The sequence below is a fragment of the Methylobacterium sp. 142-1Y genome (genome assembly GCF_057747795.1).
This window is the reverse complement of the sequence record NZ_CM173224.1, coordinates 286,946-310,690: the sequence shown is the minus strand read 5'-3', so window position 1 is coordinate 310,690 and position 23,745 is coordinate 286,946. Positions and strand designations below refer to the sequence as shown.

Annotated in this window: 23 protein-coding genes, 1 tRNA gene and 1 pseudogene; 12 read left to right on the top strand and 13 right to left on the bottom strand. The window is 71.0% G+C overall.

All coding sequences use genetic code 11. The annotated features are described in order from the left end of the window. Window positions 1-35: 35 nt before the first annotated feature. Entirely contained in the window at window positions 36-833 is a 798-nt protein-coding gene (locus AC3AOF_RS01405) for a DUF1194 domain-containing protein (protein ID WP_488347483.1), read from the bottom strand. Between the two features lie 283 nt (window positions 834-1,116). On the opposite strand from AC3AOF_RS01405, the gene AC3AOF_RS01400 reads away from it, so the two are divergent. Then, complete coding sequence (locus AC3AOF_RS01400) at window positions 1,117-1,881, top strand: restriction endonuclease (protein WP_488347482.1); 765 nt, start codon at window positions 1,117-1,119, stop codon at window positions 1,879-1,881. Window positions 1,882-1,920: 39 nt separating this feature from the next. On the opposite strand, the gene AC3AOF_RS01395 is transcribed toward AC3AOF_RS01400, so the two are convergent. Continuing rightward, the gene (locus tag AC3AOF_RS01395; RefSeq protein WP_236990755.1) at window positions 1,921-2,127 is read right to left on the bottom strand and encodes a hypothetical protein; all 207 of its coding nucleotides are present in this window, start codon (window positions 2,125-2,127) and stop codon (window positions 1,921-1,923) included. A gap of 172 nt (window positions 2,128-2,299) precedes the next feature. Between AC3AOF_RS01395 and AC3AOF_RS01390 the strand changes: the two genes are divergently transcribed. Further along, window positions 2,300-3,118 carry a ComF family protein gene (locus tag AC3AOF_RS01390; RefSeq protein ID WP_488348944.1) on the top strand — a complete coding sequence of 273 codons (819 nt, stop codon included), beginning with the start codon at window positions 2,300-2,302 and terminating at the stop codon, window positions 3,116-3,118. 103 nt (window positions 3,119-3,221) lie between these two features. On the opposite strand, the gene AC3AOF_RS01385 is transcribed toward AC3AOF_RS01390, so the two are convergent. Both AC3AOF_RS01385 and AC3AOF_RS01380 read right to left on the bottom strand, forming a co-directional pair. Continuing rightward, complete coding sequence (locus tag AC3AOF_RS01385) at window positions 3,222-4,487, bottom strand: MFS transporter (RefSeq protein ID WP_488347481.1); 1,266 nt, start codon at window positions 4,485-4,487, stop codon at window positions 3,222-3,224. A gap of 225 nt (window positions 4,488-4,712) precedes the next feature. Then, on the bottom strand, window positions 4,713-4,844 hold the full coding sequence (locus AC3AOF_RS01380; protein ID WP_272913282.1) for a hypothetical protein: 132 nt from the start codon (window positions 4,842-4,844) through the stop codon (window positions 4,713-4,715). A gap of 290 nt (window positions 4,845-5,134) precedes the next feature. On the opposite strand from AC3AOF_RS01380, the gene AC3AOF_RS01375 reads away from it, so the two are divergent. Both AC3AOF_RS01375 and AC3AOF_RS01370 read left to right on the top strand, forming a co-directional pair. Then, complete coding sequence (locus AC3AOF_RS01375; RefSeq protein ID WP_236990752.1) at window positions 5,135-5,593, top strand: MaoC family dehydratase; 459 nt, start codon at window positions 5,135-5,137, stop codon at window positions 5,591-5,593. 66 nt (window positions 5,594-5,659) lie between these two features. Beyond that, on the top strand, window positions 5,660-6,067 hold the full coding sequence (locus AC3AOF_RS01370; protein WP_488347480.1) for a DUF4345 domain-containing protein: 408 nt from the start codon (window positions 5,660-5,662) through the stop codon (window positions 6,065-6,067). Window positions 6,068-6,415: 348 nt separating this feature from the next. Here AC3AOF_RS01370 and AC3AOF_RS01365 read toward each other — a convergent pair whose 3' ends face one another. Both AC3AOF_RS01365 and AC3AOF_RS01360 read right to left on the bottom strand, forming a co-directional pair. Next, complete coding sequence (locus AC3AOF_RS01365) at window positions 6,416-6,829, bottom strand: DUF2147 domain-containing protein (RefSeq protein WP_488347479.1); 414 nt, start codon at window positions 6,827-6,829, stop codon at window positions 6,416-6,418. Window positions 6,830-6,900: 71 nt separating this feature from the next. After that, window positions 6,901-8,058 (bottom strand): zinc-binding dehydrogenase, encoded by a 1,158-nt coding sequence (locus AC3AOF_RS01360; RefSeq protein ID WP_488347478.1) that lies wholly within the window; start codon window positions 8,056-8,058, stop codon window positions 6,901-6,903. Window positions 8,059-8,189: 131 nt separating this feature from the next. Between AC3AOF_RS01360 and AC3AOF_RS01355 the strand changes: the two genes are divergently transcribed. From AC3AOF_RS01355 to AC3AOF_RS01340, 4 genes and pseudogenes are all read left to right on the top strand, one after another. Beyond that, the gene (locus tag AC3AOF_RS01355) at window positions 8,190-10,178 is read left to right on the top strand and encodes an FUSC family protein (protein WP_488347477.1); all 1,989 of its coding nucleotides are present in this window, start codon (window positions 8,190-8,192) and stop codon (window positions 10,176-10,178) included. A gap of 3 nt (window positions 10,179-10,181) precedes the next feature. Further along, entirely contained in the window at window positions 10,182-10,376 is a 195-nt protein-coding gene (locus AC3AOF_RS01350) for a DUF1656 domain-containing protein (RefSeq protein ID WP_488347476.1), read from the top strand. A gap of 10 nt (window positions 10,377-10,386) precedes the next feature. After that, window positions 10,387-11,253, top strand: a pseudogene (locus tag AC3AOF_RS01345) (efflux RND transporter periplasmic adaptor subunit); the annotation flags it as partial. A gap of 362 nt (window positions 11,254-11,615) precedes the next feature. After that, window positions 11,616-11,702 (top strand) — tRNA-Leu (locus AC3AOF_RS01340). Here the strand turns inward: AC3AOF_RS01340 and AC3AOF_RS01335 are convergent. Further along, window positions 11,665-13,107, bottom strand: a complete 1,443-nt coding sequence (locus AC3AOF_RS01335; RefSeq protein WP_488347475.1) for an aminotransferase-like domain-containing protein — start codon at window positions 13,105-13,107, stop codon at window positions 11,665-11,667. The two genes, AC3AOF_RS01340 and AC3AOF_RS01335, sit on opposite strands and share 38 nt — an antisense overlap. A gap of 144 nt (window positions 13,108-13,251) precedes the next feature. Between AC3AOF_RS01335 and AC3AOF_RS01330 the strand changes: the two genes are divergently transcribed. Together AC3AOF_RS01330 and AC3AOF_RS01325 are read left to right on the top strand one after the other, a co-directional pair. Then, entirely contained in the window at window positions 13,252-14,112 is an 861-nt protein-coding gene (locus tag AC3AOF_RS01330) for a DMT family transporter (protein WP_236990745.1), read from the top strand. Between the two features lie 148 nt (window positions 14,113-14,260). Continuing rightward, window positions 14,261-15,238 (top strand): extensin-like domain-containing protein, encoded by a 978-nt coding sequence (locus tag AC3AOF_RS01325; protein ID WP_488347474.1) that lies wholly within the window; start codon window positions 14,261-14,263, stop codon window positions 15,236-15,238. Window positions 15,239-15,245: 7 nt separating this feature from the next. Here the strand turns inward: AC3AOF_RS01325 and AC3AOF_RS01320 are convergent, their stop codons facing one another. The 3 genes from AC3AOF_RS01320 to AC3AOF_RS01310 form a co-directional block, all read right to left on the bottom strand. Further along, window positions 15,246-15,674: a hypothetical protein gene (locus AC3AOF_RS01320; RefSeq protein ID WP_236990743.1), complete on the bottom strand. Its 429-nt coding sequence runs from the start codon at window positions 15,672-15,674 to the stop codon at window positions 15,246-15,248. A gap of 156 nt (window positions 15,675-15,830) precedes the next feature. Then, the gene (locus AC3AOF_RS01315; RefSeq protein ID WP_236990742.1) at window positions 15,831-16,205 is read right to left on the bottom strand and encodes a GCG_CRPN prefix-to-repeats domain-containing protein; all 375 of its coding nucleotides are present in this window, start codon (window positions 16,203-16,205) and stop codon (window positions 15,831-15,833) included. Window positions 16,206-16,415: 210 nt separating this feature from the next. Beyond that, a complete protein-coding gene (locus AC3AOF_RS01310; protein WP_236990741.1) occupies window positions 16,416-17,159 on the bottom strand; it encodes a lysophospholipid acyltransferase family protein in 744 nt (247 codons plus the stop codon). A 283-nt stretch (window positions 17,160-17,442) separates the two neighbouring features. Here AC3AOF_RS01310 and AC3AOF_RS01305 point away from each other — a divergent pair, with 283 nt between their 5' ends. Further along, on the top strand, window positions 17,443-18,462 hold the full coding sequence (locus tag AC3AOF_RS01305; protein ID WP_236990740.1) for a TRAP transporter substrate-binding protein: 1,020 nt from the start codon (window positions 17,443-17,445) through the stop codon (window positions 18,460-18,462). Between the two features lie 37 nt (window positions 18,463-18,499). On the opposite strand, the gene AC3AOF_RS01300 is transcribed toward AC3AOF_RS01305, so the two are convergent. Beyond that, on the bottom strand, window positions 18,500-20,542 hold the full coding sequence (locus AC3AOF_RS01300; RefSeq protein WP_236990739.1) for a putative bifunctional diguanylate cyclase/phosphodiesterase: 2,043 nt from the start codon (window positions 20,540-20,542) through the stop codon (window positions 18,500-18,502). A 178-nt stretch (window positions 20,543-20,720) separates the two neighbouring features. Next, a complete protein-coding gene (gene guaA / locus AC3AOF_RS01295) occupies window positions 20,721-22,277 on the bottom strand; it encodes a glutamine-hydrolyzing GMP synthase (protein WP_236990738.1) in 1,557 nt (518 codons plus the stop codon). A gap of 141 nt (window positions 22,278-22,418) precedes the next feature. Here guaA and AC3AOF_RS01290 point away from each other — a divergent pair, with 141 nt between their 5' ends. Next, window positions 22,419-22,655, top strand: coding sequence for a hypothetical protein (locus AC3AOF_RS01290; protein WP_236990737.1), 237 nt, complete (start codon window positions 22,419-22,421; stop codon window positions 22,653-22,655). Between the two features lie 49 nt (window positions 22,656-22,704). Here AC3AOF_RS01290 and AC3AOF_RS01285 read toward each other — a convergent pair whose 3' ends face one another. After that, entirely contained in the window at window positions 22,705-23,640 is a 936-nt protein-coding gene (locus tag AC3AOF_RS01285) for an alpha/beta fold hydrolase (RefSeq protein ID WP_488347473.1), read from the bottom strand. Window positions 23,641-23,745: the final 105 nt, after the last annotated feature.

The window sequence follows — 23,745 nt, the reverse complement described above, 5'->3', positions numbered from 1 at the left end:
ATCTAAACACGCTCAGGTTGCAAATCCCGGGCGCCCTAATCCCAGTCGGGATTGGGACGTTCGCCGATGAGGCAGTTGGCCCTGGGCTCGCCCTGGGCCGGCCGCACGAGCGGCCCGGCCGTCTCCCGGCCCGCCACCTCGCGGATGATCTTGGTGCGGATCGCCGCCGCGAACTGGTCGCGCTCGCGCACCGGCACCATGAAGCTGCCGCTGCCGCCGATGACGCAGTCGCGATAATAGAGGTCGAGGTCCTTGATGTCCCAGGGACCGCTGGGCTCGCGGATCATCAGCGGCAAGCCGTTGATGACGATGCCCTGCTCGACGGCGTCGTCCCGCGCCTTGGTGACGGAGCGGCCCTGGTTGTTCGGGCCGTCGCCCGAGACGTCGATCACCCGCCGCGTCGCCTCGAAGCCGCTGCCGGCCAGGAGGCCGGCGGAGAAGTCGATGGCGCTGGCGATCGAGGTCCAGGTCGAGCGCCGGGGCGGGCTCTGGCCCAGCCGGTCGGCGAAGCCGGCCGCCTCCTCGGGCCCGGCGATCAGCGTCCAGGGCACCACGACCCGCTGGTTGCCGACACCGGCCCACTCGACATAGGTGACGGCGATGCGCCCGACCATGCCCTGGCGGATCGCCTGGTGGACCGCCGGATTGCGGAACGCCTCGACGTAGCCCTCCCGCTGCACCGCCTGCTCGTCGCCGGTCATCGACAGGGAGACGTCGACGGCGAGCACCAGGGCGACATCGACCTCGACCGGGTCGCCCCCCGCCCGGACCGGGGGCCCGGCCGCGCCGGCCACGAGCAGGCAGGCGAGAAGCGCGACGACGCGTGATCTCATCCGGGGACTCCCCTGCGCCGGCCCGTGCGAGGCTCCGGCGAAGGGCCAGGATCGGATGCCCGCCGGCCCGAATGCAAGCGCCGCGAAGGCCTTGGCCTGACACGCTCGCGTGAGGCCGCATCTCCCGCACCGCCTGCCGCCGCCGCGGAGCGCGACGCGTTCTGCTGTGGATGAAGCCGGGGAAAGGTGGCGTCTTAGGCTGGGGACAACGCCGTCCCGCCGACAATCCGGACCGATCCGGCCCCGCCGCGCGGCGCCGGATTCGTTCACGAGAGACCCGCCGATGCGCCGCACCTCCAGCCTCGCCGACCGCCTGTTCTGGCCCATCGTGGCCGGGGGTGCGGCGAGCCTGTGGTTCGGCCCGAAGGCACTCGCCGTCGCCGGCCTGGTGGCGCTGGCGCTGGTCGTGCATCGGCTCGGGCGCGGCGGCCGCTTCCGGCGCCGGGTCCGGGCGATCGCCCGGCGGCACCGCGAGACCCTGGCCCTGCGCCGGCGGCAGGAAAGCTACGTCGACCCCTACGGCAACGAGATCCTGGACGGCTGGCTGCGGGAGCGCCGCTACTTCGCGGAGCGCACATTGCTGCCGCGGCTGGAGGCCGAGGGCTACGGCGGCCTGATCGAGCCGCGCTGGGACGAAATCCTGGACATCGTCGAGGCGGCCTCGTTGAGCGTCGCGGCGCCGGACGAGGCCGAGGATCTGCCGGAGGACGGGATCGCCTACGAGCGCTACTGCGCCGCCTTGCTCGAACAGGCCGGCTGGGAGGCGCGCACGACGAAGGCCGCCGGCGACCAGGGTGCCGACGTGGTGGCGGAGCGGGACGGGGTGCGGCTGGTTGTGCAGTGCAAGCGCTACGCGAAGCCGGTCGGCAACGGCGCGGTGCAGGAGGTGGTGGCGGCCCGCAGCTACTGGGGCGCCGACCGCGCCGCCGTGGTCTCGAATGCCGGCTTCACGCCGGCGGCCCGCAAGCTGGCGGCGGCGACCGACGTGCTGCTGCTGCATCACGACGCGCTCGCCGCCCTGGGCGCGCGGCCGGGACGGCCGCGCTGAACCGGCACGGCTCGGCGAGGCCGCGTGCCCGACCCGGCTCTATTGCATCAACGTGCAGAGATTCCAGATCCGCTTGAATTCCTGCTGGGCGCGCTCGCGCTGATCCTCGAGCGCCACGACGGCAGGGCGATCGGCGGCCTCGGCTCCCTCGACCGGGTTGGGCGCAGCGAGCGCATCCTGCTTCGCGCCATCGACCATGGCGTGCGACCGGGCCATGGTCAGAGGCTGAATCGGGGCCAGCGTCATGATCATTTCCTCCTCGTTGCTCTTGTTGTGCTTATTCTTGCGCCGGCCACTGCCGCGTTGCAATGCCCTTCGCACGAGAAATGGTCACGGCTAAGCGTTTATCGCGACCTGTCCCCACGCGAACACAGTAGGTCCGTCCGATGAGCACCGGATTCATGCCATGCCGCACGGCATGCCTGCCACACGGAGCCGGAGGCCGAGGGCGGGGAGAGCGGCGGCCGTGACCGGGCTGCACCGCTTGGCCGGGCTGCCCGGCCTCGCGCTCCGCGGCGTCGTCGGGCTGGTCTATCCGCCGAGTTGCATCGCCTGCGGGGCCGCCACGGCGGTGCCGCACGCCCTCTGCGCGGCCTGCTGGAACGAGATGCGCTTCATCGAGCGGCCCTATTGCGAACGGCTCGGCACGCCGTTCGCGGTCGATCTCGGTTCACCCGGCCTGCTCTCGCCGGCCGCCCTCTCCGACCCGCCGGTCTATCAGCGCGCCCGGGCGGTGGCGCGCTACGATGCGACCGCGCGGCGGCTAGTGCAGCGCCTGAAATACGAGGACCGCCTCGATCTCGCGGGCGCCCTCGGGGCGATGATGGCGCGGGCGGGGGCCGAGTTGCTGGCGGAGGCCGACGTGGCGGTGCCGGTGCCGCTCTGGCGCTGGCGGCTGTGGTGGCGGCGCTTCAACCAGGCCGCCCTGCTCGCCCGGACGGCCACGCGCGGCAGCGACGTTCCCGTCGCATCCAAGCTGCTCGCCCGGGTGCGGCGCACCCGCCAGCAGGTCGGCCTGAGCCGCGCCGCCCGGGCGGAGAACCTGCAGGGCGCCTTCCGGGTGCCGGAGGCGGCGCGGCCGCTTCTCCTGGGCAAGCGGGTCCTCCTCGTCGACGACGTGCTGACCACGGGCGCGACGGCGAACGCCGCCGCCCGGGCGCTCCTGCGCGGCGGGGCGGCGGCGGTCGACGTGCTGGTCTTCGCCCGCGTGGTGAGCGACGGGCGCGACGTGATCTAGAGCACTTCACGATCGCGCTGCAAACGCGAAGCTCTCTGGGCCTTTGATTTCGCCGCATTTTCTACGGCGAACCGGCATCCACTTCGTCGGAAAATGCTCCGGCTCAGGCGCGCTGCACGCCGCCGATGGGGGTCTCCTGCTGGGCCGGCGCCTCGGCTCCGGCCTGGGCCAGCACCTTGCCGCGCGGACCCACCCAGACGCCGACCCACTTGCGCGACCACAGGGCGAGGCAACCGAGCACGACCGCCGTGAAGGCGGCGTAGAACAGGAAGCCCGCCGCGAAGCCGCCGGTATACTGCTTCGACAGGCCCATGGCGTTGGGCAGGATGGCGCCGCCGAGCGCCCCGACCTCGCCGATCATCGAGCCCGCCACCGCGGTGTTGGTCGGCCAGCGCAAGGGGACGAGCTGGAACAGGGCGCCGTTGCCGGCGCCGAGCGCCGCGAAGCAGAACATGAACAGCAGCGTGGTGACGAACAAGGTCGGCGCGGCGGTGAGCATCAGGAACGAGCCGACGGCGGCGAGCAGAACCACGGTCAGCACCAGGATGCCGCCGATCCGGTCGGCGAAGTAGCCGCCGAGGACGCGGATGCCCGATCCCATCAGGGCGGCCAGCATGGTCAGCCGCCCGGCCTCGATCTTGGTGACGGCGAACTGCTCGTAGAAGAAGGTCGGCAGGAAGTTCGACAGGCCGATGAAGCCGCCGAAGGTGATGACGTAGACCAGGTTGAAGGCCCAGCCGTCCTTCTCGAACAGGCACGAGACGTGCTGCTTGAAGCTCTGGTGCTCGCGGTCCGGCGGCTCCTTGGCGAAGACGATCATCACCGCGAGCGGGATCAGCATGAACAATCCGGCAAAGCCGTAGACCGCCTGCCAGCCATAGGCCTGGGCGAGCGGCGGCGCGAACAGCACCGCCAGCACGGTGCCCGAATTGCCGGCGCCGGCGATGCCCATCGCCAGGCCCTTGTGCTCCGCCGGGAACCAGCCCGAGCCGAGGGAGAGCGCCACGCCGAACGAGGCGCCGGCGATGCCGAGCAGCACGCCCATGGCGAGCACGTCGGTGAAGTTGTGCACCAGGAAGAAGCCGTAGGCCATCGCCAGGACGATCAGCGACATCTCGGTGATGGCGGCGTTCTTGCGCCCGATATACTGGGCGAGCACGCCGAGGGGAAAGCGCATGATCGCGCCGGCGAGGATCGGCAGCGAGATCATGAAGCCGGTCTCGGCCGGCGAGAGCTTGTAATGCTCGGTGATGAACGGCCCCATGGCGCCGTTGAGCACCCAGATCGCGAAGCAGAAATCGAAATACAGGAACGCGGCGAACAGGGTCGGGGGATGACCCGACTTCATGACGGTCTTGAAACTGGCCATATTCGGAGCCTCACGCACAGCCCCCGCGGGGGGTCTTCGACGCGCTTCAGGGTGAGGATCGCGGCCCGGGGCATCCCGGTCACGCTCTCCCGTCTGTCGGACTTCCGTGTCCAAGGCTCGGGCGTCTTTGCCCCGCGGGCCGTGAGGCCAGCCTGCTGGTGGATTTGCAGATCTCGTGCCAGCTGCGCATGAAGGCCTGCCGGAACTTCCGACCGACCGCCTGCCTCAAGGGCAGGCAGAATCTGGCGCGCGGGACGGCACGACGAGGATCGTCTGGTTGAGGGCGGGCGGGACCGCGTCGCGGCCGACCTTGGCCTGCGCCAGGTCGAAGGCCGCCGCCGCCGTCACGTCACGCACCCGGTAGCCCCCCGAGATCCGGGCTCATCAGGCCTGGCACTGGCGTGCCGGGGCCGGCCTCCCGGTCATGGATCAGGCCCTGCACGGACGGAGGAGGCGCAATGGCCGACGCCCGCGATCGCGACCCGCACGCTCGTCCGGCCCACCGGCGATACGCCCTCGAACGGAAGCTCTCCCGGGCTGAGCAGAACACTCCTCAGGAGTACCGATCCCCGATCGACCGTGGCCGTGCCGGCGAACCGGTCGTAAGGTGCGCGGGCAAGATGATGGCGGGGAACGGGGGAGACCGCATGGAGATTTTCGACGGGCCGGAGGCCCTGAAGGCGGCGATCGGGCAGGAGATCGGCGTCGGCGAGTGGGTCACCGTCGACCAGGCGATGATCGACCGCTTCGCCGAGGCCACGGACGATCACCAGTGGATCCACGTCGATCCCGAGCGGGCGGCGCGCGAATCGCCCTACGGCGCCACGGTGGCGCATGGCTACCTGACCCTGTCGCTCGTGCCGCGCTTCATCGCCGGGGTCCGCCGGCTGGAGGGCCTGCGGCTGAGCCTGAATTACGGCCTCGACCGGGTGCGCTTCCCCGCCCCCGTGGTGGTGAATGCGCGCCTGCGCGGCCGGGTACGGGTGGCCGCGGCCCTCGACGTGCCGCCCCGGGGCCTGCGCACCACCTACGGGGTGACGGTCGAGATCGAGGGCGCCGAGAAGCCGGCCTGCCTCGCCGACGCGGTGGTGCTGCACCACTGGTGACCGGGGCCGATGGTGAACCTTGCGCCTCCTGACGGATTGTCGGGGACAAGCAGCGAGGCCGTAAGGATGACCTACGAGACGGAGCGGCGGGCGTTGCAGCGGGTGGTGGCGGTGGCGGGGCTCGTGCCGGTTCTGGGCGGGCTCTACGGCGTGCTGTTCGGCCAGGCCGGCCTCGGCGGGGGCGCCTTCGACGTCTCGACAGACAGCCACTTCCGCTACCTGTCGGGTCTTCTGCTCGGGATCGGCCTTTTGTTCTGGTCGACGATTCCGGGTATCGAAACCAAGACGTCGCTGTTCCGCTTCCTGACGATGGTCGTGGTCCTGGGCGGGTTGAGCCGGCTCCTCGGCCTGTGGCTCACCGGGGTGCCCTCGCTCACCATGCTGGCGGCGCTGGGCATGGAACTGGTGGTCACGCCGCTGCTCTGCCTGTGGCAGATCCGGGTGGCGAACCGGGCGGGGGCGGCGGTGCTGTGAGAGCGACGCCCTGACCCTCCCCCCCTCTGCGCAGGGCTGTCCGGGGAAAAGAAAAGGCGCGGGCTTGCCCTTCTCCCCGCGGGCGGGGAGAGGGCCGACGGCACCTTGTCGCGTCGTCGGCAAGCGAAGGCGAAAGCCGGAGCGCGGGTCAGGGGGGCTCGACGCTTGAGGCTCCTCCGGCAACGCCCCCTCACCCTCGCCCTGCGGGCTCACTTCATCGACGGCAAGGTCGATGAAGTCCTCTCCCCGCCCGCGGGGAGAGGGGGAAACCCGCGCTCTTCTCGTCTCGAAAGTTTCCCCGCACAGCCCTGCCGCAGAGGGGGTAGGGTTGAGGGGTCGGCGCGTCTCTCAATCGACCCGCGTCCACATCTGCTTCTTGCAGATCAGCCCGCCGAGCACACAGCCCGACAGTTCGAGTACGTTCGGTCCCTTCATGGCGAGCTTGCCCGAATAGGTCTTCCCATCGCGAAAATTGTAGAGCGAGCCCTCCCAGCCCTCACCAGAAGGGCGCATGTCGCGGGTAAGAGCGACGCCGACGAGGCTGCGACCGCGCAAGGAAGCATCGGGATTGTTCACGTCCTTGGTCTCGCCGGCCATCACCTTGGCGATGGTGCCGCAATAGCCGGCGCCGCAGCGGCTGATGCGGATCTGCGAATCTCCCCCGGGGGTGAGCCAGGTGCCGGCGGGCTGGGGGCCCGCCTGCGCATGGGCGAGCGCCGGTGCGCAGGCGAGGAACAGGGCGGCGAGAACGGTCGGACGCAACGGCGGGGGCTCCCGGTGAGCGAATCGGCGAGCCCCCGGCCTAGCGCCTTCGCGCTCGCGCCGCCATGCATTCAGGCGACGAGGTCCGGGAACGGCACGATGGTGGATTTCACCGTCTTCATCGCCATCGCGTCCTTCACCGCCTGCGACACGCCCTCCTGGGTGAAGGGATAGACCGTCTGCATCTCCAGCCACGGATACTTGTCCCGGGCGCGGTAGAGCATGTCGACGCCGAGCGGCAGGTCGTTGCCGGTGAAGGCCCAGGAGCCCAGCACGTTCAGGTCCTTGGAGCAGATCCGGTGCCAGGAGGTCTCGATCTTGCCCGCATCGGTGAACTGGCCCATCTCGACATAGGTGCCGCCGTCGCGCAGGAACTCGATCCCCTCCGGCCCCGCACTCGGGTGGCCCGAGCAATCCATCGCCAGGTCCGCGCCGAAGCCGCCGACGATCTCGCGCACCGCGGCGATGCGGGCCTCGGGGCTCGTGACCTTGGTGATGTCGATCGTGGCCTCGGCGCCGAACCTGCGGGCGAGGGCGAGACGCGGCTCCTCCGGCGCACCGACGCAGATCACCCGGCCCGCCCCCATCTCCTGGGCGGCCGCCACCGCCAGGATGCCGATCGGCCCGGAGCCCTGGATCACCACCGTGTCGCCCCACTTGAAGCCGCCGGCCTTCGTCGCCCGGTTGAAGGCGCGGATGCAGGAGGTGAGCGGCTCGGACAGCGCACCGAGGCGCAGCGACATGTCGTCGGGGAGCTTGTAGACCTTGGTGCCCGGCAGCATCTCGAGATCGACATAGACGTATTCGGCCCAGCCGCCCCACAGGTGCGGCGCCTTGTCGAAGCCGAGATAGCGCCCGTAATAGACCGGGGTCAGGCACTTGTTGGCCTGCTCCGGATAATGGACGCAGTAATAGCAGTGCCCGCACGGCATCAGCGGCGGGATCATCACCTTCGATCCGACCTGGAGCGGCTTCTCCATGAAGTCGGCGGTGAACTCGTCGCCCTTCTCGACGATGACGCCGCCGATCTCGTGGCCGAGGGTGAACGGCCACGGCAGGGGCTTGGGCCAATGCCCCTTGAGGATGTGCTGGTCGGTGCCGCAGACGCCGCAGGCGCCGACCTTGATCAGCGCGGCCTTGCGCGGAACCTTCGGCCAGGGCACCGATTGGATGACGGGTTCCGCCCCGGGGCCCGCGAACGTGGCGACGCGGATCTCTGGCTTGCTCATCGGCGCTTCCTCGGCTGGCTGTTCTGGCGCGGCGCGCGGCCGCGAGCCGGGTCTCTGCCCGACCACCCCTAGCCTACCATCGAATTCGAATCGTGCATCCCAATCGGGCGCGATCGATCTCCGGGGGCAGCATGGCTGAGGCGATGCGGGGCCGCGGCTGGATCGACGCCGTCCTCGATCGGATCGAGCCGCCGCCCGTCTCCGCCTGGGCCTATGCCCTGCGGATCTGGCTCGCCATGATGCTGGCGCTCTATGCCGGGTTCTGGCTCCAGCTCGAAAGCGCCTCCTCGGCCGCCGTCACGGTGGCGATCCTGGCCCAGCCCCGGCGCGGGCAGGCCCTGTCGAAGGCCGCCTACCGCTTCCTCGGCACGGTGATCGGCTTCGCGGTGGCGATCCTGTTCACGGCTCTCTTCGGACAGGACCGGGTCGAGTTGCTGGTCGCCTTCGCGACCTGGATGGGATGTTGCGTCTTCGTCGCCAACTACCTCCAGGGCACCAAGGCCTACGGCGCCATGCTGTCGGGCTACACGGTGGCGATCATCGCAATCAACAACATCGACGCGCCGCAATCGGTGTTCGAATCGGGCATTGCCCGCGTCGCCGCGATCATGCTCGGCATCGTATCGATCACCTTCATCAACGACGCGCTCGGCGCGCCCTATGTGTTCCCCGATCTCAGCGCCGGCATGGGAAAGGCCCGCGACACGGTGCGCGACTTCGTCCGCCGGGCGATCCGGGACGGCGATCCGGGCCCGGAGGACGCCGCCGACGCGATGCGCCTGGTGGCCGCCCCCCGCGATGCGATCGGCGTCGTCGCGACCGAGTTCCACGACGGCGAGAACCGGGCGGCCGGCGCCCGCAGCGCGGTGGCGGCCCTGTTCGCCTCGGTGGCGGCGGCCCGCTCCTTCGCGCTGGCGGTCTCGCGCTCCGACGACCCGCAAGATTTGCGCGCCCGCGTGCTGGCCGGCCTCGACGGCGACCGCGAGGCCCTGCCCGACCTGGTGGCCCGCCTCGATGCGCTCGCGGCAAGCGGCGGGGCCGATCCCGATGCGGTGCTGCGGCACCGGCGTGCCATCGACATCCTGCGTCAGGATCGCCTCGCCGAGGACGGGATCGCGGCTTTGGAGACCGGCTGCGAACCTCTGCGCGACATGCGCCTGCCGGTGCACCGCGATTTTCCGGATGCCCTGCGCAACGCCGCCCGGGTCGTCATCACGGTGGCGATCAGCGCCGCGCTCTTCGTGCTGAGCGGCTGGCCGGCGACCTCCGCGGCCCTGCTCCAGGTCTCGGCCTTCGCGGCGCTCGCTTCCATCAACCCCAACCCCGTCGCCTTCGCGACGGGCGCGCTCTGGGGCATGCCGCTGGCCGCAATCTGCGCCGGATTGGTCGAGTTCATCCTGCTCGACGGAGGCCAGGGCTTCCCGCTGCTCGCCATCGCGATGGCGCCGGTGATCGTCACCGCCTGCCTGCTCAGCCTGCGGCCGGCGACCGCGAGCCTCGGCTTCATCCTGCTGGTGTTCTTCCCCGTGGTGCTGTCGCCGGCCAACCCCCAGCCCTACAACCCGGAATCCTACATCAACGCGAGCGTGCTGTTCTGCGTCTCCGGGCTGATCCTGTTCCTGGTGATCCGGATCGTGTTGCCGACCACCAACGCCCAGCGCCGACGCTGGTCGCTCCGGGCCGCCCGGGCCGACGTGATCGAGGCGCTGTCGGGCGAGCCGCAGGAGGCCGACGAGCGGGTCAATCTTGACGCCGACCGGGTGGTGCAGTTCGCCGGCTGGGCCGGTACCGCGGGCGCGGTGCGCCGGGCCACCCTGCAGCACGCCTTCGCGCTCGCCGCCCTCGACACCGCCGCCGCGGGCGCGCAAAGCGGGCTGAACCGGCTCGCCGGGATACCGGCCTATGACGGCGGGGTGCGGGAAGCGAGGAGCGCGCTGCGGCGGGCCGAAGCCGGGCCCTTGCGAGAGGCGGGCGCCGCCCTCCTCGCTGCGGCCCGCGAGGCCCCGGCGGAATCGCGCCGCATCGCAACGCGGATCGTGGCCGACCTCGCTACCGCGTCCTATGTCGTCGAGGGGCAGGGCCGGGTGCTGCGGCGCCTCAAGCTGTGGGGGACCCGCTAGGCCATGTTCCACGAGCTGACGATCGGCGGGGTCCTGGTCTCCCCCTTCGTCGTCTACGCGGCCCTCGCGCTGGCGATCCTGCTGGCCGTGCGGCCGCTCCTGCGCCTGATGCGGTTCGAGCGCGTCTTCGCGAACCCGCCGCTCGCCGAGGCGGGGATCTACCTGTGCATCCTGGCGCTGTTGATCGTGCTGATCTGAGGAGAGTGGGGTGGCGGTGAAGCGGACGACCCGGGGCCGGCGGCTGGTGCGGATCCTGGCGACCCTCGTGGTGCTGGCGCTCGCCGCATTCGCCGCGCTCATCGTCTGGCAATATTACGTCACCGCGCCATGGACGCGGGACGGGCGGGTGCAGGTGGCGCGCATCGCCCCCCAGGTCTCGGGCCAGATCACCGAATTGCGGGTGATCGACAACCAGCTCGTCCGCAAGGGCGACGTGCTCTACGTGATCGATCCGTTCGACTTCAAGGTCGCGCTCGATTCGGCGAAAGCCGAGGTCGAGAACCGCGCCGCCGACCTCCAGGTCAAGCGGGCGCAGGCCGCGCGGCGCGAGGCGCTGACCACGGTCTCGACCTCGATCGAGGAGAAGCAGCAATTCGCCGGCACCGCCAAGCAGGCGGAGGCCGCCTTCGCCTCGGCCCAGGCGCAGGCCGCCCAGGCCGAGATCAACCTGAAGCGCACGGAGGTACGGAGCCCGGTCAACGGCTACGTCACCAACCTGCTCCTGCGGGTCGGCGACTACGCCGCGTCCGGCACCTCCAACATCTCGGTCATCGACGCCGATTCGTACTGGATCGACGGCTATTTCGAGGAGACCAAGATGGACCATATCCGGGTCGGCGACCCGGCGACCGCCGCCCTGATGGGCTATGCCGCGCCGATCCGCGGCCGGGTCGACAGCATCACCCGGGGCATCAGCACGCCGAACGCCGCGGCGAGCACGCAGGGGCTCCCCAGCGTCGATCCGGTCTATACCTGGGTCCGCCTCGCCCAGCGCGTGCCCGTGCGCATCCGCATCGACGCGGTGCCGCCCGGCATCGCCCTCGTCGCCGGGATGACCGCCACGGTCTCGGTCGGCGCCTATGCCGAGCCCGGCGACCGCCTGCGCGACGTGTTCAGCGCCTTCGTCGACCGCCTCGGCCCCCGGCGGCCGGACGGCGCCGCCGTGTCGCCGGCGGGAATCACCACCACCGTCAAGGGGCCGCACGATGTCTCGACCCTGCCGGCGCCCGATCCGAAGGCGGGCCCGAGCGCCGACGAGATCGCCCCGGGCATCGCACCCGGCATCAACGCGGCACCGGAGAGTGCCAAGGACGGTCAGGGCAAGGACGGTCAGGGCAAGGAGCAGCGCGGCTCCCACCGCAATCCGGGCACCGGCCGCACCGCACGGGATTGACACGCTCCCGCTTCGCACGGCACAGGAGAGGGGCTTCACCGCGCGCGGGCGTGGCGGAATTGGTAGACGCAGCGGACTCAAAATCCGCCGTCCTCACGGATATGTCGGTTCGAGTCCGACCGCCCGCACCACCCTGTTGCTCGGCTCCTCTACCGGCGCGGCCAGCGCCCGCTCCAGCACCGGCATCACCCGCGCATCCCCCATCTGCGCCACGTTGAAGCGCATGCGCGATCCCGCCATGCGCGAGACGCTGAACACGTCGCCCGGCGCCAGCACCACGCCCTCGCGGAGCGCGGCCCGGGCCACATCGGCGGCGTCGCGCCCCTCCGGCAGGCTGCACCAGAGATAGAACCCGCCCCGCGGCATCAGCCAGGGCCGGATGCCGAGCGGAGCCAGCCGGTCGGCGGCCTCGCGCCGGGCCCGGTCGAGGCGGCGGCGCAAGGAGTCGAGGTGCTTGCGGTACTGCCCGTCGCCGAGCACGCCCGCCACCAGCTCCGCCGCGACCGGGCTGACCCCGCCGAAGCTCGTCGCGACCTGGAGGTCGATCAACGCCTCGATCCAATCCGCCTTCGCCACGACGTAGCCGCAGCGGATCGAGGCCGAGAGGGTCTTGGAGAAGCTGCCGATCCGGATCACCCGCGAGAGCCCGTCGAGGGCGGCCAGCCGCGGCGACGGCTCGGGCTCGAAGGGCGCGAAGATGTCGTCCTCCACGATCGTGATGTCGTGGGCGGCGGCGGCATTCAGGAGCCGGTGGGCAATTGCGGGCGAGAGCGTCGCGCCGGTCGGGTTGTGGAGCGCCGCATTGGTGACGTAGAGCCGCGGCCGGTGCGCGGCGGCGGCCTGCGCGAAACGCTCCGGATCCGGTCCCGCCTCGGTCATGGGGACGCCGACCACATCGGCCCGGTGGGCGCGCAGCAGCGCCTGGAAGTTGAAGTAGCAGGGATCGTCGACCAGCACCGTGTCACCGGGGCGCACCAGCAGGCGGCAGATCAGGTCGATCGCCTGCGTGCCCGAGCCGGTGAGCAGGACCTGGTCGGGACCGATCGCCAGTCCCTCCCCGGCGCATTGCCGCGCCAACAGGCGGCGCAACGGGAGCGGTCCCCGCGTGGCGCCGTAATCGGTGAGCACCGCATCCTCGGCCCGCGCGAGGCCGCGGGCGGCGCGACGGAGCGCCGCCACCGGCATCCAGGCCGGCGGCAGCCAGCCGCAGCCGGGCTTCGGGATTTCCGGCTCGGCGTCGAGGGATTGTCGCGAGACCCAGAGCGGGTCCACCGCCCGGTCGAGGCGCGGGCCGGTCTCGGCGAACGCCGGCAGCGGGCCCGGCGCCGCGGCGTAGAAACCGGAGCCGGGCCGCGAGCGCACCGCCCCCTCCGCGGCCAGGCGCTCATAGGCCTCGACCACCGTCGAGGGCGAGACCCCCATGGCGGCGGCGAGCCCGCGGATCGACGGCAGCCGCTCGCCCGGCGCCAGCCCCCGCGCGGCGATCCGCCCCCGGATCGCCGCCATCACCGCCGCCGTGCGGCCGCCTTCCGCCATCGCCTCATCCCCGACAGTGTGGGTGGGGTCACCCGTACAGTTCGACAATGCCGTATGGGACCGTGCCTTCGGGGGATAGCCCGTGCCGCGGTATCTCTCCCGCCGGATGCACGGAGCGTCCCGCTGCGAAAAGAGACGTGAGCGATGCGACGGTCGGCGGACGGATGGGGCAGCGGTCTCCTCGGGGTGGTCATCTTCAGCGGCTCGCTGCCGGCGACGCGGGTGGCGGTGGGGGGCTTCTCGCCGCTCTTCCTCACCTCGGCCCGGGCGGTGATCGCAGCCGCCCTCGCGGCGGCTCTCCTATGGGGATTGCGGCAGGCGCGACCGGCGCGGTCGGACCTGATGTCGCTCGCCATCGTGGCGTTCGGCGTGGTGCTGGGCTTCCCGCTCCTGACCGCGCTCGCGCTCCAGCACGTCACCTCGGCCCATTCGATCGTGTTCATCGGCCTCTTGCCGCTCGCCACCGCCCTGTTCGGGGTGCTGCGCGGGGGTGAGCGGCCACGGCCGGCATTCTGGCTGTTCTCGCTGATCGGCAGTGCGGCGGTGGCGGGCTTCGCCCTCGTCCAGGGTGGGGCGGGGTCGTTCGCCGGCGACCTCCTGATGCTCGCCGCCATCCTGCTCTGCGGACTCGGCTACGCGGAAGGAGCGGCCCTGTCGCGCCGGTTGGGCGGCTGGCAGGTGATCTCCTGGGCCCTGGTTCTGGCCCTGCCGGCGATGCTGGTCCTGGCACTCGCGACCCGGCCGGCGGGCGTGGCGCAGGTCGGCGGGCCGGCCTGGCTCGGCCTCGCCTATGTCTCGGTGTTCAGCATGCTGGTCGGCTTCGTGTTCTGGTATCGCGGTCTGGCCCGGGGCGGCATCGCCGGGGTGGGCCAGCTGCAACTGCTCCAGCCCTTCCTCGGCCTGGCGCTCGCCGGCCTGCTGCTCGGCGAGCCCGTCGCCCCGTCGATGATCGCCGTGACGGGGCTGGTCGTCCTGTGCGTGGCGGGGGCCAAAAGGTTCGCGTGAGCGAACCGTCCCACCAAGAATGTGGTTCGCATAAGCGGACCGTCGCAACAAGCATGTGGTTCGCGTGAGCGGACCGCCCCATCCTGGGCCAGACGCTGACGGCCGAGGTTGACGCGGTGTTTACGGCATCGTGCGCATTCTCCGCACCATGCGTAATGGCATCGTAGCGTTCTCAGCCTTCACGCTTTTCGGCCTGGGGCTTACCGGATGCGCGCTCAATCGGTTTGAGCAGCGCGAACCCTGGCGGAATCAGGCCGAAGAGGTCTGCCTCGCCCAGAAACTCGTTCGTCCGAGCGAGGATATCCAGCCCGTCAAGGAGATCGACGGGCCGGGCGTGTGCGGGATGGTGCATCCGTTCCGGGTCACGCGGCTCGCCGGCGGCACCGTGGCGCTCAAGCAGCGCATGACGCTCGCCTGCCCGATCATCCCGGAGGTCGAGGCCTGGCTCGCCGGAACGGTGCAGCCGGCCGCCGAGATCTATTTCGGCCAGCCGGTGGTCGAGATCAATTCCGGCTCGTATTCCTGCCGCGGCCGCAACAACCAGGTCGGCGCCAAGCTGTCGGAGCACTCGTTCGGCAACGCCGTCGACGTGATGTCCTTCCGCTTCGCCGACGGCTACGTGGTGACGGTGAAGGGCGGCTGGCGCGGCACGGAAGCCGAGCAGGGCTTCCTGCGCGAGGTGTTCCTGGGGGCGTGCAACCACTTCACGACCGTGCTGGCGCCGGGGTCGAACGTCTACCACTACGACCACATCCATCTCGATCTGGCGCGGCACGACCCCCGGGGCTTGCGCCGGATCTGCAAGCCGCTGATCAAGTACGAATCGCGGCTGCCGCCGCCCGGCACGCCGCTCTCCCCGATCCGCAAGAAGCCGCCGGCCTGGCAGCCTGCCCCCGATCCGGCGCCGATCGACGTCGAGCAGGACGATCCCTACGGCCTGTCGCCGACGAGCGCCCGGGAGACCGGGACCAGGGTCGCGAGATCGCCCTCCCCTTCGCCGAACCTTGCGCCGGTCCACGCCTACGCCCCGCCGCCTTCGCGGCCGGCCCTCGCCGCCGAGCCGCGAGCCCTGCCGGAGCCGCTGCCGCTCTCGAGCCCGACCTGGTCGTCGGGGCCGATCTACTGACGACGCCTCACGCCGACGCGCCGCCGAGATCCGCCACCACGGCACGGCGCGCCGCGGCATCCTCGGCCAGGCGGTGGACGTGCATCTCGGTCGCGCCGCGAGCCCGGGCGCGGGTGAGCCAGCCGCGGGCGAGGCGCTCGCGCGGGGTCTCGCCGGCCGCGGCCACCGCCACCAGTTCCGCGGTGCCGTCGCCGCCCCGGCGCACCGCGATCACCACCGCATCGCCGACCGCCGCCGGATCGTCGTCGAGGGCATGGATCCCCACCACGTAGCGGCGGCCGGAACGGCCGCGCCAGGCGCTCAGCGGCAGGGCCGGGGTGCCGCGCAGACCCGTGGTCGTTCTCAGGCGCTCCTCACGCACGTCCATTCTCCTCGCGCGGTCGTTCTGGATGTCCCGCATCGCCACCGACCAGGACAGGGCTCGCTTGTTCGCCATTTGTTCCAGCCTAGTTCCGATTCCAGACGTCCGTCAAGCGCGAACGATCGCAGTGCACGAGATCTGGCGAGGGCTGCGCGGGGTTCAAGGGCCGGGTCCGTCCCGCGGCAGGAGAACGGGGTGCGGCGGCCGAGAACCCGGCCGCCGCACGCTCATTCACCAGCGGTGGTGCCAGCCGTGATGGCCCCAGCCGCCACCCCAACCGGCACGGTGCCAGCCGCCGCCATAGCCCCAGGGACGGTGCCAGCCGGCCCGGTGCCAGCCGCCATAGCCCCAAGGCCGGTAGCCCCAAGGCCGATGCCAGCCGGCGCGGCGCCAGCCGTAGCCCCAGCGCGGGCCGACGACGACCGTCCGGTAGCCGACGACCGGGGCGTAATAGACCCGGGGGCCCCAGACGTTCGGGCGGCACCAGCCGCGCCAGTTCCGATGGAATCCGGGACCGCAGCCGTCCCGCGCTTCCGCGGTCGTCGCCGTGCCCGCCAGGGCGCCGAGAGACAGGATCGCGGCGCCTGCAGCCATTGTCCAACGCATCATGGCCTCCTGTTCGTGAGGCCCATGAAATGCACGGGATGGGGAAATCGTTTCGAGGTTACGAAGAGTTCATGTTCGGTGCGCACAGCCCGTCTACGGCTGTGCTTGCGCTTCGTTCGATACCGCACGGAGGCTGGAGAAACCGGCCCGTATGGTCGCCGGCTTCACCCTCGGAAGACCGGCCTCATCCGAGCAACGACGCCGTGTCCCCTAGCGCCGGACCGCGTCGCGCGCCGCACCGGCCCCCTCCGCCTCGCGCACCAGGGCGTCCGAGGCGGTCTCGATCCGCTCCTGCAACTCGGCATGGAACGCGTCCCGCGGCAGGCCCGGCGGGATCACGGGAAGGAACTCGATCACCGCCGTGCCGGGCCGGTAGGTCAGGCGGCGGCGTCCCCAGAACACCCCGGTATTGAGGGCCACCGGCAGGCACGGCACGCCGAGACGGTCGTACATGTGCACGACCCCGTACTTGTAGGCCGGGGGGGCGCCGACCGCCCTGCGCGTGCCTTCGGGGAAGATGATCAGGCGGCGGCCGTCGGCCATGGCGGCGGCGGCCTCCTCGTTCATCAGCGCCAGCGCCCGCGAGCCCTTCGAGCGGTCGATCGCCACCATCTCGCTGCGGGCGAGGTACCAGCCGAAGAGCGGCAGCCACATCAGCTCGCGCTTGAGGATGTAGGTGAAGTCGTCGAGCACCGTGACGAGGGCCAGGGTCTCGAGGGCCGACTGGTGCTTGGCGGCGACCAGCACGCCGCCGGCCGGCCGATGCTCCAGCCCGCGGAACTCGACCCGCAGGCCGACGATGGCCTCGAGCAGCGCGAGGGTCACGCGGCCCCAGGTCTGGGCGAGCCACACCACGCTGCGCCGGCTCGCCAGGGTCGGCAGGCCGCCGATGAGGAAGGCCGTGGTGACGAGATAGAAGGCGACGGTGAACAGGATCGAACGGACGAGCGGCATGACGGGGGAAAAGCGAACCTTCCGGGCCGGCGCCGATCCCGCGAGAAGATCGCGCGCCGCCCGCGTGACGGGGAGGTGCCCTCCTTAGAGCATTTCGGCGCCCGCGTAACGGCGATTGCCAGCGGCGCGCACCGGGTCAACGGTGCGGCCGGACAAACGGCGCGGCGGGGTCCGCGCGGCGGATGTCGGAGCGCAAAAAACGTGCTTTAAGCCACGACGGACCCGCGCGAGAGATGCGGGAAAACTGCCGGCCCGGACGACCGGGCCTTCCACGGAGGAAGCCATGACCACGCTCACGCGCCGCCGCGCGCTCCATCTCGCCGTCGCCGGCGCCGTCGCGGGCCCGGCGGTGCTGCGCATCACCCGGGCGCACGCGGCCGAGTTCAGCCTGAAGGCCGCCAACAACACCCCGATCAGCCACCCCCTCACGGTCTACATGACCAAGGCCGCGGACGGGATCCGCGAGGAGACCGGCGGCAAGGTCGACATCAAGCTGTTTCCCAACAACCAGCTCGGCGGCGACACCGACATGCTGAGCCAGCTGCGCTCCGGCGCGCTGGAATTCTTCACCCTCTCGCCCCTGATCCTCGCCACCCTGGTTCCGGCGGCCTCGATCAGCGGCGTCGGCTTCGCCTGGAATTCCTACGACAAGCTGTGGCCGGCGATGGACGGCGATCTCGGCGCCCATGTGCGGGCGCAGATCGAGAAGTCGGGCCTCTACGCCTTCGACCGCATCTGGGAGAACGGCTTCCGCCAGACCACCTCGTCGACCCGGCCGATCCTGAAGCCGGAGGACTTCAAGGGCTTCAAGATCCGGGTCCCGCCGAGCCCGATGTGGACATCGATGTTCAAGGCCTTCGACGCCGCCCCGATGACGATCAACTTCGCGGAGGTATATTCGGCGCTGCAGACCAAGATCGCCGAGGGCCAGGAGAACCCGCTGACGCTGATCGACACCGCCAAGCTCTACGAGGTGCAGAAGTACCTCTCGAAGACCAACCACATGTGGGACGGCTTCTGGCTCCTGTCGAACGGCAAGATCTGGCGCGGCCTGCCGCAGGACGTGAAGACCGTGATCGCCAAGCACTTCAACACGCAAGCCGTGGCGCAGCGTGCGGACATGGCCCAGCGCGCGGGCACGACCGAGCAGGACCTGAAGACCCGCGGCCTCGACATCCGCGACGTCGACACCAAGGCGTTCCAGGCCAAGCTGCAATCGGCCGGCTTCTACAAGGAATGGAAGGGCAAGTTCGGCGACGACGCCTGGGCGCTGCTCGAGAAGCATACCGGCCAGATCGCCTGATCCAAGGGCAGGTTCGATATGAGCGGCGCCCGGCGACTCACGCCGCCGGGGCCGTGATGATGGCGCGGCCGAACAGGTAGCCCTGCCCTTCCGTAAACCCCTCCTCGTGCACCACGGCGAGCTGGGCCGGCGTCTCGATGCCCTCCGCCACCGTCTCGATCCCGAGGCGCCGGCCGAGCTCGGCCACGACGCCGACGATCGCCCGGCAATCCGGCCGCTCGACGGCGTCGCGCACGAACGAGGCGTCGAGCTTGATGCGATCGAACGGAAACGCGCGCAGGCGGCTGAGGGACGAGGAGCCGACGCCGAAATCGTCCAGCGAGATGCGCACGCCCATGGCGTGCAGGAGCTGCAGGTCGTCGACGATGCCTTCGGCGGTGTTGCTCAGCACCGTCTCGGTGATCTCGAGTTCGAGGCGCCGGGGAACCAGGCCGGTCCGCGCCAGGATTTCCTGCACCGCCCGCGGCAGGCTGCCGTCGCCGAGCTGGCGCACCGAGACGTTGACGCAGATCCGGGCCTGGTCGGGCCAGGCGGCAGCGTCGCGGCAGGCGCGGTCGAGCACCCACAGGCCGAGCGTCCGGATCAGGTCCGACTTCTCGGCGAGCGGGATGAACTTTCGCGGCGGGACCGGGCCGCGACCCGGATGGGTCCAGCGCAGCAACGCCTCCCGGGCGGTGACCGCGCCGTGCGCGAGGCCGATGAGCGGCTGATAGGCGACGCCGAGCTGGCCGGCCGCAATGGCATGCCGCAGGTCCTGCTCGAGACGCTCCTCGTCGCTGCGCTCGGTCTCCAGCTCCGGAGTGAAGGGGCGCCAGGCGGCCTTGCCGGCGCCCTTGGCGGCGTAGAGCGCACAATCGGCCTGATGCAGGATCGCATCGGGGGTGGTCGCGTCCTCCGCGAAGGCGATGCCGATGCTGGCCGTGACGTGGCGCGGCCGCTGGCCCTCGATCGCGTAGGGCCGGGCGAGCTCGATCAGGAGCCCCTCGGCGAGGGACACCGCAAGTTGGCCGGCCGCCCCCGGAAGCAGCAGGGCGAACTCGTCGCCGCCGAACCGGGCGGCGAGTCCGGCCTGCGGCATGGCCCGGCGCAGGCGCTCGGCCACCTGCTGGAGGAGCGCGTCGCCCGCCTGGTGCCCGAGATCGTCGTTGACGGCCTTGAAGCCGTCGAGGTCGAGGAACAGCAGCGCGGTGCCGGCCGGCAGCGATTCGCCCTCGGCACTCTCGCGCAGGCACCGCCACAGCATCGCCCGGTTGGCCAGACCGGTGAGCGCGTCGTGGTGGGCGAGCCGGCTGATCTCCAGCTCGGCCTCGCGCTGGCGTGTGACGTCCTCGAAGGTGACGACGAAGGCCCCGCCCGGGACGCCCCGGCGCACGACCGCGATCGCGCGGCCGTCCGGCGTCGGCACCACGACCGTCTCGCCGCGGGCGAGCGAGGCCTCGTGCCCGGCGAGCAGGGCGACGCCCGCGCCCTCCCCGGCATCCGGCCTCGCGAAGGCGAGGGCCCACAATGCCTCGATCGGCATCCCGACGAGGTCGCGCCCGCCTGCCACGGCGAACATCGTGAAGAAGCGCTGGTTGAGGAGCCGCACCTTGCCGTCGGCGTCGAACAGGCACAGGCCCTGCGACATGGTCGAGAGGGCGAGGTCGAGGATCAGGGCCACCGCCTCGAACTGGCCGCCCTCCTCCCCCTGCGGAGTCGCGTCGCGGATGACCTGGGCGAAGCCGACGAGGGTGTCGCCGTCGCGCACCGCCGCGATGACGGTGCGGGCGCGGAACCGGCTGCCGTCGCGCCGCGGCCACCATCCTTCCGTCTCGTAGCGTCCGGCCTCGAGCGCCGCCGTGCGGGCGGCGGCCGATTCCTCGGGCGTCTCGCCATACGCGAAGGCGCGGCCGATCACCTCGGCTCCGGGCAAGCCGGTCAGGCGCTCGGCGCCCGGATTCCAGGCCACGACCCGCCCGGCCGGATCGAGGAGGCAGAAGGCCAGGTCGGTCGCGGTCCAGACGAGGCGGCAACAGGCATCGTGAAGGGCGGAGCCCGCATCAGGTTCCTCCGCGCGGACCGCGATCGCTTCACTCCGCATCACCACAAAGCCCCATCGCGCCGCGGGCCGCTTCCGCGTGCGCGCCTCGTTCGAGGCGTACGCTATGCGATTTGTTGCCGGAGGTTGAGTCGCATTCTCGGCCTATGCCCCGGCGCGGGGTTCGGTGTGGCGTCAGCCCCTCTGATTCGGTTTCCGAACGAATCGTTCGGAAACCGATCTACTCCCACTCGATCGTGCCGGGAGGCTTGGAGGTGATGTCGTAGGTGACCCGGTTGATGCCCTTGACCTCGTTGATGATCCGGGTCGCGACCCGGCCCAGGAACGCCATGTCGAAGGGGTAGAAATCCGCGGTCATGCCGTCGACCGAGGTGACGGCGCGAAGCGCACAGACGTGGTCGTAGGTGCGCCCGTCGCCCATCACGCCGACGGTCTTGACCGGCAGGATCACCGCGAAGGCCTGCCAGATCGTGTCGTAGAGCCCGGCCTTGCGGATTTCTTCGAGATAGATCGCGTCGGCCTTGCGCAGGGCATCGAGCTTCTCGGCCGTGATCTCGCCGGGGCAGCGGATGGCGAGGCCCGGCCCCGGGAAGGGGTGGCGGCCGACGAAGGCCTCGGGCAGGCCGAGCTCGCGGCCGAGCACCCGGACCTCGTCCTTGAACAGCTCGCGCAGGGGCTCGACGAGCTTCATGTTCATGCGGGCGGGCAAGCCGCCGACATTGTGGTGGCTCTTGATCGTGACCGACGGACCGCCGGTGAAGGATACGCTCTCGATCACGTCGGGATAGAGGGTTCCTTGCGCCAGGAAGTCGGCCCCGCCGATCTTCTTCGCCTCGGCCTCGAACACGTCGATGAACAGGCGGCCGATCGTCTTGCGCTTGACCTCCGGGTCGGTGACCCCGGAAAGCTCGCCGAGGAACAGGTCGGAGGCTTCGACGTGGACCAGCGGGATGTTGTAGTGGTCGCGGAACAGCCGCACCACCTCCTCGGCCTCGCCCTGGCGCAGGAGGCCGTGATCGACGAAGACGCAGGTCAGCTGCTCGCCGATCGCCTCGTGGATCAGCACCGCGGCCACCGCCGAATCGACGCCGCCGGAGAGGCCGCACAGCACCTTCGCGCCGCCGACCTGGGCGCGGATCCGCTCGATCGCCTCCTCGCGGAAGGCGGCCATCGACCAGTCGCCGGTGCAGCCGGCGATGTCGCGCACGAAGTTGCGGATCAGCAGCGCGCCGTGGGGGGTGTGGGCCACCTCGGGGTGGAACTGCACCGCGTAGAATTTCCGATCCTCGTCCGCCACCGCCGCGAAGGGGGCGTTGGGCGAGATCGCCACGGTGGTGAAGCCGTCGGGCAGCTTCGTCACCCGGTCGCCGTGGCTCATCCAGACGGGATACTTCTCGCCGACATGCCAGACGCCGCGGAACAGCGCGCTGTCGGCGATGATCTCGACCTCGGCCCGGCCGAACTCGGCATGGTGGCCGCCCTCGACCTCGCCGCCGAGCTGCGCCGCCATGGTCTGCTCGCCGTAGCAGATGCCGAGCACCGGCACGCCGGCCTCGAACACCGCTTGCGGCGCCCGCGGCGAGGAATCGACCGTGACCGATTCCGGCCCGCCCGACAGGATCACCGCCCGCGGCTTCATCGCCGCGAAGGCCGCCTCGGCCGCCTGGAACGGGACAATCTCGGAATAGACGCCCTCCTCACGCACCCTCCGGGCGATGAGCTGGGTCACCTGGCTGCCGAAATCGATGATGAGGATCTTGTCGTGCTCGGTCGTCATGGAACGATGAGTTAGACGAGGCTCAAGCTCCGCGCAACGCGCCGCAGCCGCAAGGCCATGGTGCGTCCACGGCATTAACCGGATGTTCAGGCGCTAACGGCGAGTGAGGCGCCCCCAACCCACCAGACAGGGAACCTCGCCATGCGAGCCATCGTCCTCGGGATCGCCGCCACCCTCGCCACGGGCCTCAGCCTCGCGCCGGCCTCGGCCATGCCGGTCGCCCCCGGCCACGGCGTCGCGCCCGTCGCCTCGATCGAGCAGGCGCAGTACGTCACCCGCCGGGTGGTCCGCCGCGGCCCGCGCTGCACGGTCCAGGTGACCCGCACCCGCGGGCCCTTCGGCCGGGTGGTGGTGCGCAAGGTGCGCCGCTGCTACTGAGCCACGCCTGAGATTGCGGAAGGGCGGCCCCGCGGGGCCGCCCTCTTCTTCAGTTCGGCCAGAGCGCCAGAAGCGTCCGGAGCGCCGCCACGAAGGCGAGCGGCTGGTCGACCATCACGTGGTGATAGGCCTCCGGCAGGTCGATCCGGGGCGAGCCCGGCGGCAGCAGGCCCTGCACGTAGGCCGCATCGGCCGGCCGCATCAGGTCCGAGCGGGCACCGGTGACGAGCGCCAGCGGACAGCGGGCTCCTTTCACCATCGCGGCCCGGTCCGGCAGGGCGAGGCGGGCCCAGAGCGACGGGTCGAAGCGCCAGGTCCAGCCGCCCGCCACCTCTTTCAGCGATTCCCGGGCGATCAGATCGGCGATGTAGAGCGCGTCGCAGGGCTGCATCGGCGCGAAGCGGAACCGCGCCAAAGCCGCCTCCAGGGTCGGGTAGATCCGATGGGCTGCGTAGCGCCCGTCCTCGCGCCGGCGGCCGGTGCGGCGCTCGGGGGAGAAGATCGGCGGATCGACGATCACCGCGCCGCGCCAGCGTCCGGATTCCCGTCCCGCCTCGGTCAGCATCGGGAAGCAGCCGAAGGAATGCCCCACCATCACCGGCATCCCGGCGTCGAACAGCCCGGTGCCTTTCGCCACCGCCTCGATCTCGTCGGCGAAGGTGTCGAGGTCGTACGTCTCGCGCCAGTCCGAGCCGCCCATGCCCGACCAGGACAGGGCCGCGACCCGGTAGCCGTCCGCGAGATAAGGCGCGATGAAGCGCCACCAGCCCGCATGGGCCCCGTTGCCGTGCAGCAGCATCAGCCCCGGTCGCCCGCGTTCCCCCCATGCGAAGGTCTCGAGGCGCGCGCCCTTCACCGTCACGCGGCCGATCTCGGGGGCGGCGGCGACGGCGTCCCGGAACCAGTCGGGGGCCGGCGGAGACTCGCCCTCCAGGTGGCCGAGGGGGGCGGAGAGGTTCGGGTCGGGGGGCAGCTGGTCGGTCACGGCCGCGATGATGCGGCGCGGCCGGACGCCGTGTCAATCGGGATTGGAAGAACCAGTATGGACCTTGGTTGGTCTGATGGACGCTTCCATTCGAAAATCCGGTGT

Coding starts and splice junctions, on each gene's coding strand:
- AC3AOF_RS01360 (WP_488347478.1), bottom strand. CDS start 8,058: ATGAGCAAGCCAGAGATCCGCGTCGCCACGTTCGCGGGCCCCGGGGCG.
- AC3AOF_RS01385 (WP_488347481.1), bottom strand. CDS start 4,487: ATGGCCAGTTTCAAGACCGTCATGAAGTCGGGTCATCCCCCGACCCTG.
- guaA (WP_236990738.1), bottom strand. CDS start 22,277: ATGACGACCGAGCACGACAAGATCCTCATCATCGATTTCGGCAGCCAG.
- AC3AOF_RS01390 (WP_488348944.1), top strand. CDS start 2,300: ATGCCTGCCACACGGAGCCGGAGGCCGAGGGCGGGGAGAGCGGCGGCC.
- AC3AOF_RS01375 (WP_236990752.1), top strand. CDS start 5,135: ATGGAGATTTTCGACGGGCCGGAGGCCCTGAAGGCGGCGATCGGGCAG.
- AC3AOF_RS01325 (WP_488347474.1), top strand. CDS start 14,261: ATGCGTAATGGCATCGTAGCGTTCTCAGCCTTCACGCTTTTCGGCCTG.
- AC3AOF_RS01300 (WP_236990739.1), bottom strand. CDS start 20,542: ATGCGGAGTGAAGCGATCGCGGTCCGCGCGGAGGAACCTGATGCGGGC.
- AC3AOF_RS01305 (WP_236990740.1), top strand. CDS start 17,443: ATGACCACGCTCACGCGCCGCCGCGCGCTCCATCTCGCCGTCGCCGGC.
- AC3AOF_RS01310 (WP_236990741.1), bottom strand. CDS start 17,159: ATGCCGCTCGTCCGTTCGATCCTGTTCACCGTCGCCTTCTATCTCGTC.
- AC3AOF_RS01320 (WP_236990743.1), bottom strand. CDS start 15,674: ATGGCGAACAAGCGAGCCCTGTCCTGGTCGGTGGCGATGCGGGACATC.
- AC3AOF_RS01315 (WP_236990742.1), bottom strand. CDS start 16,205: ATGCGTTGGACAATGGCTGCAGGCGCCGCGATCCTGTCTCTCGGCGCC.
- AC3AOF_RS01355 (WP_488347477.1), top strand. CDS start 8,190: ATGGCTGAGGCGATGCGGGGCCGCGGCTGGATCGACGCCGTCCTCGAT.
- AC3AOF_RS01330 (WP_236990745.1), top strand. CDS start 13,252: ATGCGACGGTCGGCGGACGGATGGGGCAGCGGTCTCCTCGGGGTGGTC.
- AC3AOF_RS01335 (WP_488347475.1), bottom strand. CDS start 13,107: ATGGCGGAAGGCGGCCGCACGGCGGCGGTGATGGCGGCGATCCGGGGG.
- AC3AOF_RS01370 (WP_488347480.1), top strand. CDS start 5,660: ATGACCTACGAGACGGAGCGGCGGGCGTTGCAGCGGGTGGTGGCGGTG.
- AC3AOF_RS01395 (WP_236990755.1), bottom strand. CDS start 2,127: ATGACGCTGGCCCCGATTCAGCCTCTGACCATGGCCCGGTCGCACGCC.
- AC3AOF_RS01405 (WP_488347483.1), bottom strand. CDS start 833: ATGAGATCACGCGTCGTCGCGCTTCTCGCCTGCCTGCTCGTGGCCGGC.
- AC3AOF_RS01400 (WP_488347482.1), top strand. CDS start 1,117: ATGCGCCGCACCTCCAGCCTCGCCGACCGCCTGTTCTGGCCCATCGTG.
- AC3AOF_RS01290 (WP_236990737.1), top strand. CDS start 22,419: ATGCGAGCCATCGTCCTCGGGATCGCCGCCACCCTCGCCACGGGCCTC.
- AC3AOF_RS01350 (WP_488347476.1), top strand. CDS start 10,182: ATGTTCCACGAGCTGACGATCGGCGGGGTCCTGGTCTCCCCCTTCGTC.